Source organism: Syntrophothermus sp. (assembly GCF_013314835.1).
GTDB classification, from domain to species: Bacteria; Bacillota; Syntrophomonadia; order Syntrophomonadales; family Syntrophothermaceae; genus Syntrophothermus; species Syntrophothermus lipocalidus.
In genome coordinates this window covers 1-18,862 of record NZ_JABUEX010000006.1, presented here as the reverse complement: position 1 = coordinate 18,862, position 18,862 = coordinate 1, and the positions used below count along the sequence as shown (strand labels likewise).

The 18,862-nt window shown below is 50.3% G+C and carries 15 protein-coding genes and 1 tRNA gene; 1 reads left to right on the top strand and 15 read right to left on the bottom strand.

All coding sequences use genetic code 11. The annotated features are described in order from the left end of the window. Nucleotides 1-209: 209 nt before the first annotated feature. The 4 genes from glgA to HPY90_RS03340 all read right to left on the bottom strand — a co-directional run bounded on the left by glgA (nucleotide 210) and on the right by HPY90_RS03340 (nucleotide 6,571). Nucleotides 210-1,664 (bottom strand): glycogen synthase GlgA, encoded by a 1,455-nt coding sequence (glgA, locus tag HPY90_RS03355; RefSeq protein ID WP_287191117.1) that lies wholly within the window; start codon nucleotides 1,662-1,664, stop codon nucleotides 210-212. Between the two features lie 40 nt (nucleotides 1,665-1,704). Further along, entirely contained in the window at nucleotides 1,705-2,724 is a 1,020-nt protein-coding gene (gene galT, locus HPY90_RS03350) for a galactose-1-phosphate uridylyltransferase (RefSeq protein ID WP_287191114.1), read from the bottom strand. Then, nucleotides 2,717-5,206 carry a sugar phosphate nucleotidyltransferase gene (locus HPY90_RS03345; RefSeq protein WP_287191111.1) on the bottom strand — a complete coding sequence of 830 codons (2,490 nt, stop codon included), beginning with the start codon at nucleotides 5,204-5,206 and terminating at the stop codon, nucleotides 2,717-2,719. The genes galT and HPY90_RS03345 overlap by 8 nt, the downstream gene beginning before the upstream one ends. A 180-nt stretch (nucleotides 5,207-5,386) precedes the next feature. Beyond that, entirely contained in the window at nucleotides 5,387-6,571 is a 1,185-nt protein-coding gene (locus HPY90_RS03340) for a GGDEF domain-containing protein (RefSeq protein ID WP_287191109.1), read from the bottom strand. Nucleotides 6,572-6,901: 330 nt separating this feature from the next. Between HPY90_RS03340 and HPY90_RS03335 the strand changes: the two genes are divergently transcribed. Beyond that, nucleotides 6,902-8,644 (top strand): B12-binding domain-containing radical SAM protein, encoded by a 1,743-nt coding sequence (locus HPY90_RS03335; protein ID WP_287191107.1) that lies wholly within the window; start codon nucleotides 6,902-6,904, stop codon nucleotides 8,642-8,644. Between the two features lie 89 nt (nucleotides 8,645-8,733). Here the strand turns inward: HPY90_RS03335 and HPY90_RS03330 are convergent, their stop codons facing one another. The 11 genes from HPY90_RS03330 to HPY90_RS03280 all read right to left on the bottom strand — a co-directional run bounded on the left by HPY90_RS03330 (nucleotide 8,734) and on the right by HPY90_RS03280 (nucleotide 18,799). Further along, complete coding sequence (locus HPY90_RS03330; protein ID WP_287191105.1) at nucleotides 8,734-9,999, bottom strand: glycosyltransferase family 4 protein; 1,266 nt, start codon at nucleotides 9,997-9,999, stop codon at nucleotides 8,734-8,736. Between the two features lie 159 nt (nucleotides 10,000-10,158). Next, the gene (locus HPY90_RS03325) at nucleotides 10,159-10,482 is read right to left on the bottom strand and encodes a carbohydrate-binding protein (protein ID WP_287191103.1); all 324 of its coding nucleotides are present in this window, start codon (nucleotides 10,480-10,482) and stop codon (nucleotides 10,159-10,161) included. 20 nt (nucleotides 10,483-10,502) lie between these two features. Further along, complete coding sequence (locus tag HPY90_RS03320; protein ID WP_013174698.1) at nucleotides 10,503-10,805, bottom strand: carbohydrate-binding protein; 303 nt, start codon at nucleotides 10,803-10,805, stop codon at nucleotides 10,503-10,505. A 137-nt stretch (nucleotides 10,806-10,942) separates the two neighbouring features. Further along, on the bottom strand, nucleotides 10,943-12,211 hold the full coding sequence (gene icd, locus HPY90_RS03315; RefSeq protein WP_013174697.1) for an NADP-dependent isocitrate dehydrogenase: 1,269 nt from the start codon (nucleotides 12,209-12,211) through the stop codon (nucleotides 10,943-10,945). Between the two features lie 158 nt (nucleotides 12,212-12,369). Then, nucleotides 12,370-12,870, bottom strand: coding sequence for a 3-isopropylmalate dehydratase small subunit (locus tag HPY90_RS03310; RefSeq protein ID WP_013174696.1), 501 nt, complete (start codon nucleotides 12,868-12,870; stop codon nucleotides 12,370-12,372). A gap of 15 nt (nucleotides 12,871-12,885) precedes the next feature. Continuing rightward, on the bottom strand, nucleotides 12,886-14,142 hold the full coding sequence (locus HPY90_RS03305; RefSeq protein ID WP_013174695.1) for a 3-isopropylmalate dehydratase large subunit: 1,257 nt from the start codon (nucleotides 14,140-14,142) through the stop codon (nucleotides 12,886-12,888). Next, nucleotides 14,135-15,316 (bottom strand): homocitrate synthase, encoded by a 1,182-nt coding sequence (nifV, locus tag HPY90_RS03300; RefSeq protein WP_013174694.1) that lies wholly within the window; start codon nucleotides 15,314-15,316, stop codon nucleotides 14,135-14,137. The genes HPY90_RS03305 and nifV overlap by 8 nt, the downstream gene beginning before the upstream one ends. A 61-nt stretch (nucleotides 15,317-15,377) precedes the next feature. Then, entirely contained in the window at nucleotides 15,378-16,832 is a 1,455-nt protein-coding gene (gene gatB, locus HPY90_RS03295) for an Asp-tRNA(Asn)/Glu-tRNA(Gln) amidotransferase subunit GatB (RefSeq protein ID WP_013174693.1), read from the bottom strand. Further along, nucleotides 16,833-18,287: an Asp-tRNA(Asn)/Glu-tRNA(Gln) amidotransferase subunit GatA gene (gene gatA, locus HPY90_RS03290; protein ID WP_287191097.1), complete on the bottom strand. Its 1,455-nt coding sequence runs from the start codon at nucleotides 18,285-18,287 to the stop codon at nucleotides 16,833-16,835. Nucleotides 18,288-18,340: 53 nt separating this feature from the next. Further along, complete coding sequence (gene gatC, locus HPY90_RS03285) at nucleotides 18,341-18,628, bottom strand: Asp-tRNA(Asn)/Glu-tRNA(Gln) amidotransferase subunit GatC (RefSeq protein ID WP_273698636.1); 288 nt, start codon at nucleotides 18,626-18,628, stop codon at nucleotides 18,341-18,343. A 96-nt stretch (nucleotides 18,629-18,724) separates the two neighbouring features. Further along, nucleotides 18,725-18,799 (bottom strand) — tRNA-Gln (locus HPY90_RS03280). Nucleotides 18,800-18,862: the final 63 nt, after the last annotated feature.

Below are 18,862 nucleotides of genomic sequence, written 5' to 3'. Positions count from 1 at the left end.
TGTATGACCAAAGATTCACGCTGCTTTGTTGAAATTAATCTCCCTACAAAATAATTTTACGGTACCCACCTCATCCTGGCAAAAGAAAAAGGAACAAACATTCGCCTGTTCCTTGTCTCTAATTTTAAGCTTATTGTTTTTCTTGGTCGAGTCGATTGCCTCATCCTCTTTTTAGTTTGTATTCAGAAGCTTACAAGTCCCAACGCTTTTCACACCGCCCTCGTAATGCGCTGCTGGCGGCGGCTCACAGCTTTTTCGTACAGCTGCACATATTTAATGGCGGAATGGTTCCAGGAGAAGTCCATCTTCATGCCCCGGCGCATCAGGTTTAACCACGCTGGCCGGTCATCGCGATAAAGGTTAATAGCTCTGTTTATAGCCGCAAGCAGAGCTTCCGCTGAATAAGCGGAAAAAGAAAACCCGTTACCTTCGCCGGTTGAGGGATCATAGTCCTGGATAGTATCGCTCAAGCCCCCGGTCGCCCTTACCACGGGGATGGTGCCGTAGGCCAGGCTTATTAGCTGCCCTAATCCGCATGGCTCGAACCGGGACGGCATCAGAAATATGTCTGCACCAGCGTATATCTTTTGGGCTAAAACCGAATTAAACCCGAGGTTAACCGACATTCGTCCGGGATGCCGGAGCTGAAGGTCGGCAAAGGTTTTTTCCAGGTGGTCCTCGCCGGTGCCGAGCAAGACCATCTGGGCTCCACCTGCCAGAACGGGTTCTACCGTTTCTGCTACCAGGTCTAAACCTTTTTGCCCGACCAGGCGGCTGATTATGCCCAAAAGCGGACGGTCACACACTTCCAACCCCAATTCCTTCTGCAACTCGTACTTGTTCAGTTTCTTTCTCTCTAATGAATTCTCGTCATAGTTCACGTATATCCTTTTGTCGGTAGCGGGATTGAATTCCTCGTAATCGATGCCGTTGATAATCCCGTAAAGATCCAGAGCCCTTTTGCGCAGTAACCCGTCGAGTCCTTCGCCCAACTCCGGGGTCTGTATTTCCATGGCATACTTCGGGCTGACTGTGTTTATCACATCGGCGTACAGAAGCCCGCCTTTCATAAAATTGACTTCGCCGTAGAATTCCAGCTCTTCCGGAGTAAAAAACTCGTCGCCCAGTCCCAATGGCTTCAATATGGCCCGCGGGAACCTTCCTTGGTACTGGAGATTGTGAATCGTAAACACCGTGGCCATCGTCTCAAAGAAAGGCTCGCCCGAAAAACGTATCTTTAAGAACAGCGGCAACAAACCGGTATGCCAGTCGTTACAGTGAATTACGTCAGGTCTAAATTCCAGGTAAGGCAGCATAGCCAGGATGCTCTTGCAGAAGAAATTGAATCTTTCTCCTTCATCGGCATAGCCATAAATATGGTCGCGGTAGAAGTAGCGGTAATTGTTGACCAGATAGATCGGTACTTCCGTTTCTCCAGACCTTATTGCCGTTTGCCTTACAATAGCGGTTTCTAAATGTCCGTCCATGGGGACCGGCAAATCGGTAACGTACCGCCCTCCGCTGATCTGTTTGTAATTCGGGATTACCACCCTGACGTCGTGTCCCAACCGTTGTAAGGCCTTGGGTAGGGATCCGATTACGTCCGCCAAACCTCCGGTCTTGGCAAACGGGACCATCTCGGAAGCAGCCATCAGTATTTTCATCAATCTACCTTCTTTCTTCTTTCCCCAGCCAGGGACGGGTTTAATGCGAAGTGCCCAGATCCTCAATTGTCTCGCGCAGTATCTTAGCCGCCATTTCTGGCGGAGTAGGATTAATGTAGTAATCGGTCCCCATCTCAAACCCAGCAACTCTGGTCAAGCGGGGCAGTATCTCCAAATGCCAGTGGTACCCCGGATCCCAGGGAATGTTAACCGGAGAGGAATGCAGTATCAAGTTGTAGGGAGGGTTGTTTAGGACCTGAGCCAAACGGGTAAAAGTTTCGCGCAGGATCCAGGCCAAGCTCTTTATCTCGTCCTCCGATATGGCTCCAAAATCGGTTTTGTGATGCTTGGGCAGTATCCAAGTTTCAAACGGAAAACGAGAAGCAAATGGGCAAAAGGCCAAAAAATGCTCGGCTTCGAGCACCAGGCGGTCTTGCGCAGCCTGTTCCTGGACCATCATATCGCAGAATACGCACCTACCAGTGGTTTGACGGTACCGCTCAATCCCGTGAACAACTTCATCCATCACTGACTTGGGAACTACCGGGGTGGCTATGAGCTGGCAGTGAGTGTGTTCTATGGAAGCACCGCCTTCTCTTCCGTGGTTCTTGAATACCTGAATATACTTTATCCGGTAGTCCCTAGCCAGATCACAATAACGGTCCCGCCACATCCTAATTATTTCCTCTACCTGGCCAACCGGGTGTTCGTGAAAATGAACCTGGTGACGCGGCGTCTCGATGATTACCTCGTGAGCCCCGATACCGGTCATGCGACTATAAACCCCTTCATTATGTTCAGCCAAAATCCCGTCAGGAGCCAAAGCCGGGTATTTGTTCGGTACTGTCCTCACCCACCAGCCCGGGGCGTCTCTATCGGTCCCTGCTTGGCGGTAGGCCCATATTTCGGGAGGAGTCTCTTCTTCCCTCCCCCCGCAAAAAGGGCAGTCTGATACCCGCGGTTCCTCGCGCGTGGCTGGAAAATCCTGGGGTCTCATCGCCCTTTCCGCCGCTATCACTACCCACTGTCCATTTACCGGATTCTGTCTCATTTCAGGCATTTTCGTCCCTCCAATGCTGTTGGTTTTCGCCAGAGCATATTTCCTTTATCTTTTGCTCATAGAAATCGGTTAAGGCCTCGGCTACTTCCTGGGAAAAAGCTTCCGAGTATATGCGGCATACCGGTCTCTCATCATCCGGAAGTACCAGGGTCCAGCCATCTGGGTTTTCGAGGCGCACCCCCTCCAAGTAATCATCGGTCAATCCTAGCCCTTTTTCTTCCGCCAGCCTTCTGATTACCCTTCCCTTATGTTCCCATGCTACCCTGGTTTCTCGCTTGTGGTAATTCAAAACCGGCAAAACCTCTATCTCATCCTCCAGTTCTCTATCATGATTTGCAAGGTGTTCGAGTATCTTCATAGCAGCATACAAGCCGTCAGCGTAAAGGTAAAACTGCTCAATTTCTCCTCCTTTCAGCATGGCTTCCATCAGACTGTCGGGGCTAGACTTGGTTCGTATCACTTTTTGTCCAGAACCACGAAGCGAGTTTTCTACTGCCTGCGGTAGATAGAGCGGAATGTATACAGTTTGAAAACAGCGGCCAAACAGATTTACAAGTAAAGCAATATACTCCTCTTCTTTAATCACCCGCCCCTGCCGATCTACCAAGGCCAGCTTCTGTCCCCCATCGTAAAGATACAACCCTATCCCGAAGTTTTTTTCGCACAACCTGCGTTGCAACTGGCTTAACGCCATCCCCGTCTCGAGAGGGCTAGAATCTCCGTCCATCATCTTGGCCCGGCCATCGACTCGATTCACCCGGCAACCCAGCTGGTCCAGGATTTCAGCCATCGTGCCAGACAAATATGGATTCTCGGCCGCCAGCTCGACCGAAAACCTGCGGCGTTTGATACGATCCCCGTTGACCTTGGCCAGCATCGCCGAGGTGTATGAAGAAGAAATGGCAGGCAGGACGGTTTTTTCTCTTATCCTTTCTGGCGGTACCTGTCTGAACTCTTCCCGGTTCCAGATGTTTTCGACCTTACGCTCTTCGCGCTTAGGTAGATCCGCTCCGTTCTCGTTCACCACAACCAGGTTCGCCATATGCCCGTCTGGCCCCAGAACCCGACAGTACACCCCACAGTTGGTCTGAAAGCTGTGAGCCGCATACCGCAAAACCGGCAGCAAACACCGGCCGGCATCTGCGACCTCTACTCCGGTAGCCGAGAGCCCGCTGACCAGTGCATCTTTCAATAACTGACTGGCAGAAATCGAATCAGTTCCTACCACCACCCTCGCTCCGGTAGGAAGATACGTTCCCAAGGCCCTGCCGATACGTGCGGTGTTTTCAGGAGTTAACTCCTCGTTGATTTTGCCCTTGATTCCCCCAATCCCGAATAGGTTCCGGGTCACCCGGCCTGACCATACCACGCTTTCCAAAACGCTTCTTCCTTCTTCAATATGTTTGTGTGGCCAAATCTTTACCCCTGGCTTGACCATAGCCTGGGCTCCCACCTTCGAGTGGTCCCCGATTACCGCCCCTTCGAATACCCCGGCTTTTGTTTGAATGTTTACCCCCCGCCCGAGAATCGCGCCCCTCACCTCGGCTTGCGGTCCCAAGTAACATCCTTTACCGGTTACCGTCCTCTTGACCGAAGCCCCCCTGTCTACCAGACATCCCTCACCCAACACCGAATAAGGCCCCAAAAAAGCTCCCGGCCTTATTTCCGAGCCTGGACCGATGTAAGATGGCCCCTGAACCACTGCCTCCGGCGACACAAAGGCCCCAGGCCCTATCCACACAAGCCCCTGGCGGCTACCGTCGATCTCGATTTTTACCTTGCCGTCAAGGATGTCGAGGTGTACCTGGTAATACATGTCACAGTTCCCAATGTCACACCAATAGCCACTGAGCACGCACCCGAAAATCCCTTGTTTGCCACGTAGCAGTTTTGGGAAAAGCTCTCGCGAAAAATCGAAGACCGTGTCCGGTGGGATGTACTGAAGGATTTCCGGTTCCAAAATGTATATTCCAGTGTTCACCGTGTCGCTGAACACCTCGCCCCACGAAGGCTTTTCTAAGAAACGAGCTACGGCTCCTGACGGTTCGGTTAGCACCAGGCCGTACTCAAGCGGAGACTCAACCCGAGTCAGCACTAGGGTTGCCAGGGCTTTTCTCGAACGGTGAAATTCAACGGCTTCGCCCAAAGCGAAGTCGGTTAAAGCGTCCCCGCTCACAACGATGAAGGTTTCATCCAAGAAATCCTCTGCGTTCTTAACGCTCCCGGCCGTTCCCAGCGCAGTCTCCTCTTCGTAGTAGTGAAGATTGACCCCCCATTCGCTGCCATCTCCGAAGTATGCCTTGATGTGTTCAGGCAAGTATTGTAAAGTCACCGCAATCTCGGTTATCCCGATTTCCCGCAGAAGCCGAAGCGCGTATTCCATAACCGGTTTGTTCATTACCGGTACCATAGGTTTAGGCAAGTTACAAGTTAAGGGCCGCAAACGTGTTCCTTCCCCTCCAGCCATGACCACCGCTTTCATCCCTTACTCCTCCTTGTCGTTCTTGAAGGTGGAAGTTGGCACATACAGACCAGGTCCGAACCGGCAATCCTTAACCAGTAATATGCACGCTCCCCGGTCAAATAATACAAGTGCAAAAAAAAGGGCGCTTCTGATATGGCGTGGCATGCCATCTCAGAACCGCCCCTTTTTTTTACGTTTCTACTGCTCGTTTTGCTCTGTCCGCACATGAGAGACCCGATTGCGGCCTTTGCTTTTTGAGAGATACAACCCTTCGTCTGCCGCTTTCACCAAGGCGACTCCCGTTTCTCCATCCAGCGGATAAGCAGCCAATCCCATGGAAAGAGTTATGGGAGGGCCGGTCTTGTCGTTTTCCACCCTTTGCCTTATACGCTCCGCAATCAGCCGGGCATCACTCAACGGCGTATGAGGGAACACCACTATGAACTCGTCTCCGCCGTAACGTCCGAAAATGTCACCTTCTCGAATGGAAGACTTTACTATCCGAGACAGCCGTTTTAAAGCCATGTCCCCCGCCACATGACCCAGCTTATCGTTTAACTGCTTGAATTCGTCAATATCAAACATTAGTAGGCAAAAAACATCTCTATCTCGGGCCACCAGCAGCGAATCAATCTCCTGCAATAAAGCTTTCTTGTTCAAGGCGCCGGTCAACGCGTCGGTTGAGGCCTTATCGGCCAGCCTTTGCTTGGCCCTCTCCAGTTCTAACATCCTCAGCTTCACTTCCCTGCCTACCGCTCTTTCAAAGTCCTCGAGAACCGTGCGAGCTTGCTGAAGCTCAGCCTGGCTTACACGAACAGCCTCACGATACATGCAAGCAAAAAGCCATACCAATCCGAGCGTTTTCAGAAAAATCGGTAAAAATAGCCTGTTCCCCGACAAAAAAAGCCAGCCTGGATAGCTGGCAGCAAGTATGACAGTCGGAGTTCCCCAATCCGGCCACTTCCTTGTTCGTGCTAACTGGACTGTAGCCACAAGTAATAGTAACGCGAACGGCAACCACCACCAAAACTGAATGTAGCGTATCCAGAACTGCCTGAAGAAAAGTACAGAAAACCAAAGCCAGGACAGCAGGGCTGCACTACCCAAAACAGCGGCCACCAGTTCCGGCGAGTACATCAACCTGGTTCCTAGCGCGGCTAAACCGGCGACAACAAGCATCCCGGCAACCTCGGCAAATATATAGCTCGAGGTAATGTCGGTCCCTTTGCCCATGGCTATGGCCAACACCCCTATCACAAATGGCACGACGAACCCCACGCCGGGTTTCTTCCATTGACAGGTCGCTGGCACCACCAACACAGCATAGCTCCATATCAGCAAAGACATGCATACCAAGGCCAGCCCGTATATTCTCGTTATCAAATCTAATCCTTCCATGAAAACCATTCAGCCCTTCATGCAAATTGGAAATCGTGCAATTTAAGAATCGTCCCTTTTTGCACGTTTTCTAATGAATTTGTAAAGCCTTCCCTTTCATGATAATATTATAAGAAAGTAAAAGGTCAAAGACATTAGGCAATTTCATAATTCCCGCAGTGCAGTTGCTGACCCCGACCTTTACAGAGCGTTACCGTTACCTTCGTAAATCCCGCAATGCCTGCGCTTTAAGCTTTTTGTGTTACAAACAATCCTTTGGCTCTTATAGCCAATTCTAACCCTCGATTCCCTGGATTTTTAAAGGAGGTTTTTCTTTTGAACATTACCTTGATTGAACCCAAGCCCCCGGGCAAACATGTATTCAGCACGGTTAAGATGCCGCGTTTGGGACTGCCCATCCTAGGAACCATTCTCAGACAACAAGGACATCATGTCAACCTGGTTTACGGTACCTATCGCAATGTGAAAGCTTCGGATCTGGCTGGCACCCAGCTGGTTGGAATATCTGCTACCACGTCGACCGCCCCTTATGCTTACCGATTAGCGGACTTCGCCCGTTCCCAAGGCATAGCGGTGGTGATGGGCGGACCGCATGTCAGCTTCATGCCGGAAGAAGCCCTAGGGCATTGTGATTACGTGGTGCGGATGGAAGGAGATTACACGTTCCCCGCTCTTGTACAATGCCTAAATCAAGGGGAAATACCGTTTGAGGTGCCGGGTATCAGTTTTGTCCATAACGGGGAAGTCATACACAACCCGGCACCAGACTGGGTTGACATCGCGACTTTACCTTTTCCCCACATATCCGTTTTCGGTGCAAATAGGCTTTCGACGTACCCGGTAGTAACTTCGCGCGGGTGTCCCTACGATTGTACTTTCTGCAGTGTAACCCCTATGTTCGGCCACAAGATGCGTTGTCGTAGCATTGAATCTATTGTAGAAGAACTGGAACAGTATAAAGGCAAGCAGGTCTTCTTCGTCGATGACAACTTCACAGCCAGTCCGGCCCGGGCCAAAGCCTTAATGCGAGCAATGATTGAGAAGAACGCCAGACCCCGCCGCTGGTTTGCTCAGGTACGTACTGAAAGCGCGCGGGATGATGAGCTCCTCTCGCTCATGCGGGATAGCGGATGTGGTTACGTATACGTGGGGATGGAGTCCATCAATCCCAAAACCTTAAAAAACTATAACAAGCGCCAGGAAGTATCCGACATCGAGTACTGCGTTAAACGTTTTCACGATTACGGCATAATGGTGCACGGAATGTTCGTCTTTGGAAGCGATGAAGACACTGCGGAAACCATTGAAGAAACGGTGTCTTTTGCGCTTAAGAACCACATCGACACCGTTCAGTTCATGATACTGACCCCTTTGCCGGGGACCAGAACCTTTGCCGAGTTGGAAGCTGCTGGGCGCATCTTTACCCGCGAATGGAGCCTGTATGACGCCCATCACGTAGTATTTACCCCCGCAGGCATGTCGGCTTATTCATTGCAGGCCGAGACCCAGGAAGCGTTTAAGCGTTTCTACTCTTTAAGCAACCTTTTTTCAAATTTCCAGGTATCGGGATGGCGATCCGTGGCCTTTCGCGCCGTAGGTTACTGGCTGGTAAGGAAATGGGTGAGAGAAAACAAGCACTATGCCCACACCTTACTCCAGCCCGGCGAAACCGAGTCGCGGGACGCCTTCTCGCTAATAGAGCAACCTATCTTCAAAGTTATCCATCACCAACTGACGAAAATCGAGCTTTTTACGGACGGGGTTCAAGCCCTGGCTAAAATGACTGGAAAAATAAACGAAACAGCGGCAAGCAAAGCTGTTAAATCCTTTGCCGCCGCCTTGGGTAAGGCCTGTTGCAACATAATTATCGATGCTCGTGAGCTAACGTTCGCCTCGGATAACAGTCTAATACGGTTCATGAAGACCCTTAACCGCACTGCAGGCACAGCACGCCACATGGTAGTACGGTTGCCCGTTTCTGCAGACTACCTGTTTCAACTTATGCTGCGTTACGACGTAGAAATACCTAGCTACGTCATCGTGCCTTCCAACCCGTAAAAGCTAGAAATCGCCGCTGACCCGGCACTCAGCTTAAATCTTGATTATTGACTAGCGTTTTGGAGCCTACTGTCATGTTACAACTTCAGTCAGCTGAGTGCCGGGTCTGTGGCTCGCCTCGCAACCAGGCTTTGCCGACGAAAAGGCCATTCATACTTGCGCGGAGCTCGAAACCCGCTGTTTTTGCTTTCTTTCAGAATTTCTTCGTACACTTCCACGGTTTTAGCTGAGATTATCCTCCAGTCATATTGGGCGTACACCTTCTCAATTGCATTGTGGGCAAGTTTTTGGGCTAGATCTCGGTTTGTTAATATCTCTATCACCCTGTCCGCCAGGGAATTGGCTGACCCAGTTATAGCCCACAGCCCGTCTTCGTTGTTTTTTACTATCTCCGCTAACCCACCGCTGTCCGAAACCACAACCGGGGTTCCTGCAGCCATGGCCTCGAGAGCTACTATGCCAAACGGTTCGTAAAGACTGGGAAAAACGGCTACATCGGCTACCTGGTACAGCCGGTCACGGTCCTCTTCACTGATATACCCTGTGAAACAGACCTTATCCCCAAGTCCCAAGTCGTTTGCCTTTTGTCGCAAGAAATCGTGAAAAGGACCGGTTCCAGCGATAACGAATTTTGCTTCAGGACAATATCCGAGGATTTTGGGCACAGCCTCCAGAAGCACTTGCACCCCTTTTTCCGGCACCAACCTGCCTACAAAAAACACTATTTTCTCGTAGGGCAGGGCCCATCTATCTTTAAAACCAGGCGCCACCTCTTTCTGCCGCAATCTTTCCGGGTATACCCCATTAGGTATCAAACGTATTTTATCGGAAGGCAAATTAAACACCCGCCGCACTTCATCGACCATATAGCTAGAACAACATATGACCCGCCAGGCTTCATAGGTTAGCCACCATTCGATGTCGCTTATACTTCTCTGCAACTGGTTATGAAGCCCGTTATTGCGCCCGTACTCGGTAGCATGCACAGTCGCTACCATAGGAATTCTATAGCCGTGTTTCAACGCCCGAGCCGCGTATGCTACCAACCAGTCGTGAGCGTGTATTATATCCACCTCTCCTTCCTGGTTCACATAGTCTATGGCCCTTTCCAGGATGGCTACGTTCAACTGAAGTGACCAGCCCAGGATGTCAGCGGTGGGCAAGTCATAAGGGCGAACGCGCAATACTTCTACTCCTTCAACTCTCTCTCTCTCCAGTGACTCTGACCCGCCGCAGGTTACGACCGTTACCTCCAGTCCTTGTCGAACCATCGATGTAGACAAATCGTACACGTGCATAGCCAGTCCCCCGACTACTCTTGGAGGAAACTCCCAGGAAAGCATCATCACTCGCATAAAAGTACCTCCTAGCAACCTTCTTCAAATAGCGAAGTTCAAAACGCCTATTTTAGCAGCATCTTTCATTAATATGTTCCGGTTTCTTGGTAAGCATACGGCTCCCCAAACATAAAAAAAGCCCGGGTAATTGAACCCGGGACCAAGCGAGGGGAATTGCTAGGGCTTCCTGCCAGAATGAATAGTATAACTCCAATCCTTGCCGTTGTTGTTATCCCAGTTATTGGCACTATCTTTAAAACAGAAATTCAGCCGGTCATTAGATTTTACTTTGACGCTGGCTTCAAACCCGTCTGAAGTTCGGTGCATGGGCAAGTCGGTAACATCGGCCCAGTGATTGGCTGGACCGTACCCGTAATGAAGGTAGACGGCATCTGCCCCGCTGGCAGCCAAGAGGCCATTGTACTTGATATTAACCTCAGCCCCAGCCGTAACCGGCACCGGATGCGCTATTACCCCGCCTTCAATCTCTGCCCGAGCCATGCCATGGCCTCCTCTTCGGTTCACACACTCCAATTCATACCGTTGTTGTTATCCCAATTGTTGGCCGAGTCTTTGAAACAGAAGTTGATACGGTCAGGTCTCTCTACCTTCAAGGTAGTTTCGAACCCGCGATCTGTCCGCATCATCTCCTGGTCATGGATGCTCGCCCAATGGGTGGAAGGTCCGTAACCCATGTGCAAAAAGACTCGGTCGGCTCCACTCTGTGCCAATAACCCGTTATAAATTATTTTTAGATTTTCCCCGGTGTTGACCGGGTACGGGCTGGCCACAACTCCACCTTGCATTCTGATTTCGCTAGCCATCTTTTTCGCCTCCTTTGATCTGAATTCAAATTTATTTTTTGTCATACCCTCTGTGTTTTATGAGCAAATAAAAAAACCTGGCCTGGCCAGGTTTTCCTCTTAATCCTGTATTTCTCAATTTTGTTCTATCCAAAGGGCTACAGGTTTTGAATTAGAGCATCCCCGAATTCCGAGCATTTTACTTCGGTTGCACCCTCCATCAACCGGGCAAAGTCATAAGTCACGATCTTACTCGCTATGGTTCTTTCCACAGCTCCTATAATGAGATCCGCGGCTTCATGCCATCCCAAGTGCCGCAACATCATTTCCCCTGACAAAAGAACCGAGGAAGGATTGACCTTGTCCAGCCCGGCGTATTTGGGAGCTGTTCCGTGGGTTGCTTCAAATACCGCATGTCCAGTATCATAGTTGATGTTAGCTCCTGGGGCAATCCCAATCCCCCCTACCTGCGCGGCTAACGCATCAGAAATGTAATCACCATTGAGGTTCATAGTAGCTATAACATCGAATTCTCGAGGACGGGTCAGTATCTGCTGCAAAAAGATATCGGCAATTACGTCCTTAACTATGAGCTTGCCCTGGGCCTCAGCCTCTGCTTGAGCCTCATTAGCTGCTTTTTCTCCTTTACGTTCCTTGATCTCATCGTACTGGTTCCAGGTAAAGACGTGGTCCCCAAACTCCTGTTCCGCTACTTCGTACCCCCAGTTCTTGAAGCCTCCCTCGGTAAACTTCATAATGTTCCCCTTGTGAACCAGGGTCACGCTCTTTCGTCCTTCGCTCAGCGCATACCTTATTGCCGCTCGAACCAGCCTCTTGCTCCCTTCTTCCGATATGGGCTTTATGCCAATGGCCGATGTTTCGGGAAACCTTATGTTTTTCACTCCCATTTCGTCTTTTAAGAACCTTATGACCTTCTTGACCTCTTCCGACCCTTTTGGCCACTCGATGCCTGCATAGATGTCTTCTGTATTTTCTCTAAATATCACCATGTCCGTGTCCTCGGGCCTTTTGACCGGAGATGGTACTCCTTTGAAATAACGCACCGGTCTAACACAGGCATATAGATCCAGCTCTTGCCGCAAAGCCACGTTCAGAGAACGGATGCCGCCACCTATAGGAGTAGTAAGTGGCCCTTTTATTGCTATAACGTACTCCCTGATGGTATCTATGGTTTCCTGAGGAAGCCACTGTCCTATCAAGTTAAAAGCCTTTTCACCCGCGAGAATCTCTTTCCATACAATTTTTTTCTTGCCCTGATATGCTCTTTCTACCGCAGCCTCGAGTACCCTTGATGCTGCTGCCCATATATCGGGCCCGGTACCATCACCGATAATAAAAGGAATTATCGGATTATCCGGAACCTGCAGCGCTCCGTTGACCACCCTGATTTTTTCACCCTCGACCAAAATATTCACCCCTTATAACGTTTACTCGTTACCGATTGAAGTCAACGAGCTATACCGCCCGATGTCTTCGTAGGCAAAAGTTTCAGCTGAGCCAGGAAGTAATTGAGAATCTAGAATGCAGAATTAAGAATGATAAACTGAGAACTGTAAGCTGTCCGTCAGTCAAAATTGAACGTGCCGTATTTCTTGAAGTGTTCCACCAGCCCCCCGTCCGAGAGGATCTTGATCATAACCTTGGGCAACGGCTTTATCGGAATCTCAGTTCCCTGGGTTAAATTAGAAATTACCCCTCGTTCCAGATCCACCTCGAGCTCGTCCCCCGGCTCAATGCGGTCGGTATCGCACTCGATAAGAGGCAACCCGGTGTTGATGCAGTTGCGATAAAAAATGCGGGCAAAGGACTTGGCCAGGACCGCGCTGATACCGGCATGTATGATTGCCCATGGAGCCTGTTCACGTGACGACCCGCAGCCGAAGTTCTTCCCAGCAACTATCATATCTCCCTTTTGAACCTTCGAATAAAAATCGGGGTCCAGGTCCTCCATAACGTGCTTGGCCAGCTCCGTCATGTCTAAGGTCTTAAACTTATACCGTCCCGAGATTATGTAGTCGGTGTTGACATCATCACCGAACTTGTGTGCTTTCCCTCTAAGTTCCATAGCAGACTAATCCTCCTATTTTAAGAATTCCCTAGGATCGGTAATAATGCCAGTAATGGCAGACGCTGCTACCGTCGCAGGCGAGCCCAAGTATATGAAGGCCTTGTTGTTTCCCATTCGCCCTTTGAAGTTACGGTTAGCTGTAGAAATTACACTTTCGCCATCAGAAGGAATCCCGTTATGGGTACCCACGCAAGGCCCGCATCCGGGCGTAACCACCGCTGCTCCGGCCTCAATCAAAGTTTGCAGTACTCCCTCTCTTATGGCATCGAGCATAACCTGGCGCGAAGCAGGAGCTACGATCAACCTGAAGTTGGGATGTATTTTTCTCCCCTCCAGTATGCTGGCTGCGACTCTAAGATCTTCTAAACGACCGTTGGTGCACGTTCCTATTACTCCTTGCTGCACCGGAGTTCCTGCAACTTGACTTACCGGAACCACATTGTCAACGGTGTGTGGTTTGGCTACTTGGGGTTCCAGTTCTGACACGTCATATTCCTTGACAGCTGCATATGCAGCGTCCGGGTCCGCTTCAACCGGTTCGAAGGTCCTATCAGTGTGCTTTCTCACCCATTCCATTGTTTTCTCGTCGGCTTCCATCAGCCCTACTTTGGCTCCCATTTCTATGGCCATGTTGCTGATGGTAAAACGAGCTTCCACGGACAAGGTTTTGATCGCTTCACCCGTATACTCGGCCGCCATGTAAGTGGCACCATCGGCAGTCACGTCTCCAATGAGATAGAGGATGAGGTCTTTGGAATATACTCCTTTAGGTAGCCTACCGTTGATCACAAACTTTATCGTTTCTGGAACCTTGAACCACATCTTGCCCGAGATAATTCCCGCCGCCAGATCGGTTGACCCCACCCCGGTGGCAAAAGCGTTGATGGCCCCGTAAGTACACGTATGAGAATCAGCCCCGATGACTAAGCTACCCGGCCCCACATGACCCTTTTCAGGAAGCAGCTGGTGACATACACCCTCACCGATGTCGTACAGGATAATGCCGTAGCGGCGTGCAAAATCCCGCATCTTGGCGTGGAGACGCGAGACCCCTTCCAAAGGACTGGGTGCGCTGTGATCAATAACCATCGCCACGCGGCGCGGGTCAAACGGTCCGTCTCCTTGCATCTCCTCAAAGGCCTGAATAGCCAGGGGCGACGTGCCGTCCTGCCCCATGACGAAGTCAAGATCCGCTACCACGATTTCATTAGCCCTAGCATCCTGCCCGCTTTTGGCCGACAGTATCTTTTCCGCTATAGTCTTACCCAACGTTTCTCCCTCTCTCCTTCATGTAGTCTTCGTAGATGTAAACCAGTTCCTTATCAAAGAGCGAACGTTTGAGATCAACCGCAGTTGCCCTGACCCTTTCTAAAATGTTTTCTGCATCCTCGTCGCCCAACTCTAAACCGTACTCGCGGAATTTAGCCTTCAGTGCCGCCGTGCCCGAATGTTTGCCAATGACTATTTGCCTCTCCAATCCTACTTCTTCCGGTTTAAATACCTCATATGTCAACGGGTTTTTGAGCACGCCATCGCCGTGAATACCCGACTCGTGGGCGAAAATGTTAGACCCGACAATCGGCTTGCTGGGAGGCACCTTTCTCCCTGCAGCCTGGGCCACGTACAAGGCAACTTCCCTGAATTTCTCAGTCTTGAAGTTCAGGTCCACGTTCATGAGATACTTCAAAGCCATTACCACTTCCTGCAGGCAAGCGTTTCCGGCTCTCTCACCAAGGCCGTTTACCGTGACCCCTACGTGGTTAGCCCCCGCATAAACCCCGGCTATAGCGTTAGCAGTAGCCATTCCAAAGTCGTTATGGGTGTGCATCTCGATATCCATCTCGATAGCGTCTCGCAAGGTCTTGATCTTACGAAAAGTAGTTAAAGGATCCAGGATACCTACTGTATCGCAAAAGCGCAACCTGTTTGCCCCGCAGTGTTTGGCGGTTAGGGCGAACTCGATAAGAAACTCCATATTGGTACGGGATGCGTCTTCCGCGTTGACCGAAACGTAGAGACCGTGGTCTTTGGCAAACGAGACCGCCTCTGACATCCTCCGTAAAACATCTTCCCTCGTGGTCTTAAGCTTGTGCTCGATGTGAATATCGGAAGTCGATATGGATATCGCTACCGCATCCACGCCGCAGTCAAGAGAATGTTTCAAGTCCGATATGGCAGCCCGATTCCAGGCCATAATACTAGCTCTCAGTCCCAGGGATACTATCTGCTTGACACACTCCTTTTCGTGTCCTCCCATAACGGGTATCCCGGCCTCGATCTGGTCTACCCCTATTTCGTCGAGGTATTTAGCTATGCGGATCTTTTCCTGGTTAGCGAAGACAACTCCAGCCGTCTGTTCTCCGTCGCGTAAAGTTGTGTCTACGATGTAAATCTTAGCGTCCTTCGCCAGAAACCAGTCTTTGCTCAGCGAACTTTTGGTCAAACCTGTCACTCCTTTCCCTTCCGTTGTTCGGTAAGACGTTTGCCTATTACCAGCTATCGATTCATTGACCATCTACGAGCATCCTTCTTAATATGTCATTGACAACCTTCGGGTTTGCCTGCCCCCGGGTTGCCTTCATTACCTGCCCTACCAAGAAACCAAAAGCCTTTTCTTTTCCTTTGCGATAATCCTCCACGACCCCTGAGTTCTCAGCTATGATACGGGCGATGACAGGTTCCAAAGCAGCCTCATCCGATATCTGTACCATTCCCTTTTCCCTAACCACGGTTTCGGGAGATTTCCCACTAACAAACATTTCCTCAAATACCGTTTTGGCCATTTTTCCGCTTATCTGGCCGCTATCAATCATTTTCAGCATTTCCGTCAAATGAGCCGGTTTGATCTTCGCATCTTTCAGCTCTAGGTTGTGCTGGTTCAAGAGCCGGCTCAATTCTCCCATTATCCAGTTGGATACAGTCTTAGCGTCTTGATAATACTGCATACATTCATCAAAAAAATCAAGCGTGTCCTTGGTCATCGTAAGTAAGTTGGCATCATATTCGGGCAAGTTGAACTGTCTCATAAGGCGTTCGCGAGCAGCATCAGGAAGCTCGGGCAAACTCGATCGTACCTCTTCAACCCATCCCCTATCGATGATTAGAGGAACCAGGTCGGGATCCGGAAAATAACGGTAGTCCTGAGCTTCTTCTTTCGAGCGCATCGAAAGAGTCGCTTGTTGCGATTCATCCCAGGTTCTGGTTTCTTGAATCACCGACTCGTCATCCTCCAAAAGCTCTATCTGCCGTTTTATCTCATACTCAAGAGCCCTTTCCAGGGCTTTGAAAGAGTTCAAATTCTTTATCTCGGTCTTGGTCCCAAACCCCTGCTGCCCCTGTATGCGAACCGAAACGTTGGCATCACAGCGCAAGGAACCTTCTTCCATCCGGCAGTCCGATACCCCCAGGAAAAGAAGAATGGACCTCAGTTTTTCCATGTAAAGACGGGCCTCGGCAGGACTCCTCATGTCCGGCTCCGAAACGATCTCCAGGAGCGGCACCCCGGACCGGTTAAGGTCCACCAGAGAATACGGGGTACTGGCTATGGTACCTTGATGTAACAGTTTTCCCGCATCCTCCTCCATATGCACCCTGGTAATCCCTACTCTCTTTTTGCGCCCCTCGACTTCTATATCAATATAACCGTTGCGACAGATAGGAAGGTCGTACTGCGATATCTGGTAAGCTTTAGGCAAATCGGGGTAAAAATAATTCTTGCGGTCAAACTTGCTGAACTCCGCAATTTCACAATTAAGAGCCAAGCCGGTTTTTATCGCGTATTCCACTACTTTACGGTTCAGTACGGGTAAAACCCCGGGCATCCCTGTACAAATGGGACATACTTGAGTATTCGGTTCAGCCCCGAAACGGGTAGAACAAGCACAGAATATCTTCGAATCCGTTCTCAGCTCGGCATGCACTTCCAATCCTATTACCGCCTCATAGCGTCCTGTCGGCACTCAGTTCACCCCCAGCCGAGGTCTCAAACGAGCCATCCCTGTACTCTGTTCAAAAGCGTATGCCACCCTCAACAAAGTTCCCTCCTCCAGCGGCCTACCGATTATTTGTAAGCCAACCGGTAACCCGTTTACAAATCCACAGGGTATGGACATAGCTGGCAATCCTGCTAGATTCACGGGAATGGTAGCTATGTCAGACATATACATGGCCAGAACATTATCCGTTTTTTCATGAAGCTTAAAGGCAACTGTGGGAGCAGTTGGAGTCACTAAAACATCGTATTTATCAAAAGCCCAATCGAAATCCTCCTTAATCAGCCGTCTTACCTTCAAAGCCTTAAGGTAATACGCATCATAATACCCAGAGGAAAGGGCATAGGTCCCCAGCATTATTCGCCTTTTCACTTCTGGCCCAAAGCCTAAGGCCCTGGAACTGGCAAACATGTCGATAACGCTTTCGGCCTTAACATCTCTCAACCCATACCTTACCCCGTCAAACCTGGCCAAATTGGAGCTGGCCTCAGCCGGGGCAATGATGTAGTATGCAGGTAAAGCGAACTCGGTATGCGGAAGGGAAGTCTCTTCTACCACTGCCCCCATCTCTTCCATCTTCAGCATGGCCCGGTTGATGGTTTCCTTAACCGCATCGTCTACTCCCTCTTGAAAATACTCGCGGGGATAACCTATCCGAAAGCCCTTTATATCAGGTACTAAAAACTTAGTATAATCAGGTACAGGAGCGTCGATACTTGTGGAGTCCAGCCTGTCATGGCCGGCGATAACATTCATCACCAGGGCACAGTCGGTCACGTCCTTGGTCAAAGTCCCTATCTGATCCAGAGACGACGCAAAGGCAACCAAACCATAGCGAGAAACCCTTCCGTATGTAGGCTTCATACCCACAACCCCGCAAAACGACGCCGGCTGCCGTATGGAACCACCCGTGTCAGAACCGAGGGCGTATATCACCTCGCCGGCAGCAACCGCAGCCGCCGAACCACCGGAAGAACCACCGGGAACCCGTTCCGGATCCCAGGGATTGCGAGTAGGGAAGAAAGCCGAGTTCTCTGTGGAAGAACCCATGGCAAACTCGTCCATATTGAGCTTACCCATGAATACGGCCTTTTCTCTCCGAAGTTTGGAAACAACCGTAGCATCATAAGGGGGAACAAAATTTTCGAGCATGCGGGAAGAACAGGTAGTCCTCATGCCGCGGGTGCACAAATTGTCCTTCAATCCACATGGGATGCCGGCCAACCCTCTGTAACCGCCTTCTTCATGCAGTTTGCGCGCGGAATCGCGAGCCGCCTCCGGAGTCAACGTAACAAACGCTTTGATGTTCTCTTCCACTTCACCTATGCGGTCCAGGCATGATTCCACTATGTCTTGGGCCGTAATCTCTCTTTGGGCCAGCATGTCTTTCAATTCATGGGCAGTCAATTCACATAGCCGCACCTGACTTCCTCCTCACTGCACAAGTTAGTGCTATCGGCTGCGATCGCGAAAATTCACACAATTCGGGGCACTTTAAAACACCCGTTTTCCTCTAGAGGAGCATTGGCCAGTATATCATCCCTGTTAGTCTCTTCCGGGCTCACCCCATCATCGCGAAAGACATTACTCAGAGGAAGGACGTGAGTTAGAGGCTCAATCTTGCTGGTATCGAGGTCGTTCAGCCGCGACATGTAATCGAGGATGGCTGTCAACTGCTCCGCAAACCTCTCCTTTTCTCCATCACTCAACTTCAAACGAGCCAATGCTGCAACATGTTCAACTTCTTCTCTGGTCAGTAGCATGGACTTTAGACCTCCCGCTATCCTGCTTGCACGGCAACCTACATCCGAGCCCAACTATAAAATAAAGTGTGCGTTCACGCACACCCTTATCGCCAATGGCTGGGGCGGAAGGATTCGAACCCTCGAATGCTGGAGTCAGAGTCCAGTGCCTTACCGCTTGGCGACGCCCCATTCACTTGAAAATTGATGTTCACATGTTAATTTTACAGAAAACCAGCCTTTCCGTCAAGGTCC

Bases quoted from the DNA above. Each gene is read 5' to 3' on its own strand.
- HPY90_RS03325 (WP_287191103.1), bottom strand. From the start codon at position 10,482: ATGGCTCGGGCAGAGATTGAAGGCGGGGTAATAGCGCATCCGGTGCCG.
- HPY90_RS03320 (WP_013174698.1), bottom strand. From the start codon at position 10,805: ATGGCTAGCGAAATCAGAATGCAAGGTGGAGTTGTGGCCAGCCCGTAC.
- galT (WP_287191114.1), bottom strand. From the start codon at position 2,724: ATGCCTGAAATGAGACAGAATCCGGTAAATGGACAGTGGGTAGTGATA.
- gatC (WP_273698636.1), bottom strand. From the start codon at position 18,628: ATGCTACTGACCAGAGAAGAAGTTGAACATGTTGCAGCATTGGCTCGT.
- glgA (WP_287191117.1), bottom strand. From the start codon at position 1,664: ATGAAAATACTGATGGCTGCTTCCGAGATGGTCCCGTTTGCCAAGACC.
- HPY90_RS03345 (WP_287191111.1), bottom strand. From the start codon at position 5,206: ATGAAAGCGGTGGTCATGGCTGGAGGGGAAGGAACACGTTTGCGGCCC.
- HPY90_RS03310 (WP_013174696.1), bottom strand. From the start codon at position 12,870: ATGGAACTTAGAGGGAAAGCACACAAGTTCGGTGATGATGTCAACACC.
- HPY90_RS03330 (WP_287191105.1), bottom strand. From the start codon at position 9,999: ATGCGAGTGATGATGCTTTCCTGGGAGTTTCCTCCAAGAGTAGTCGGG.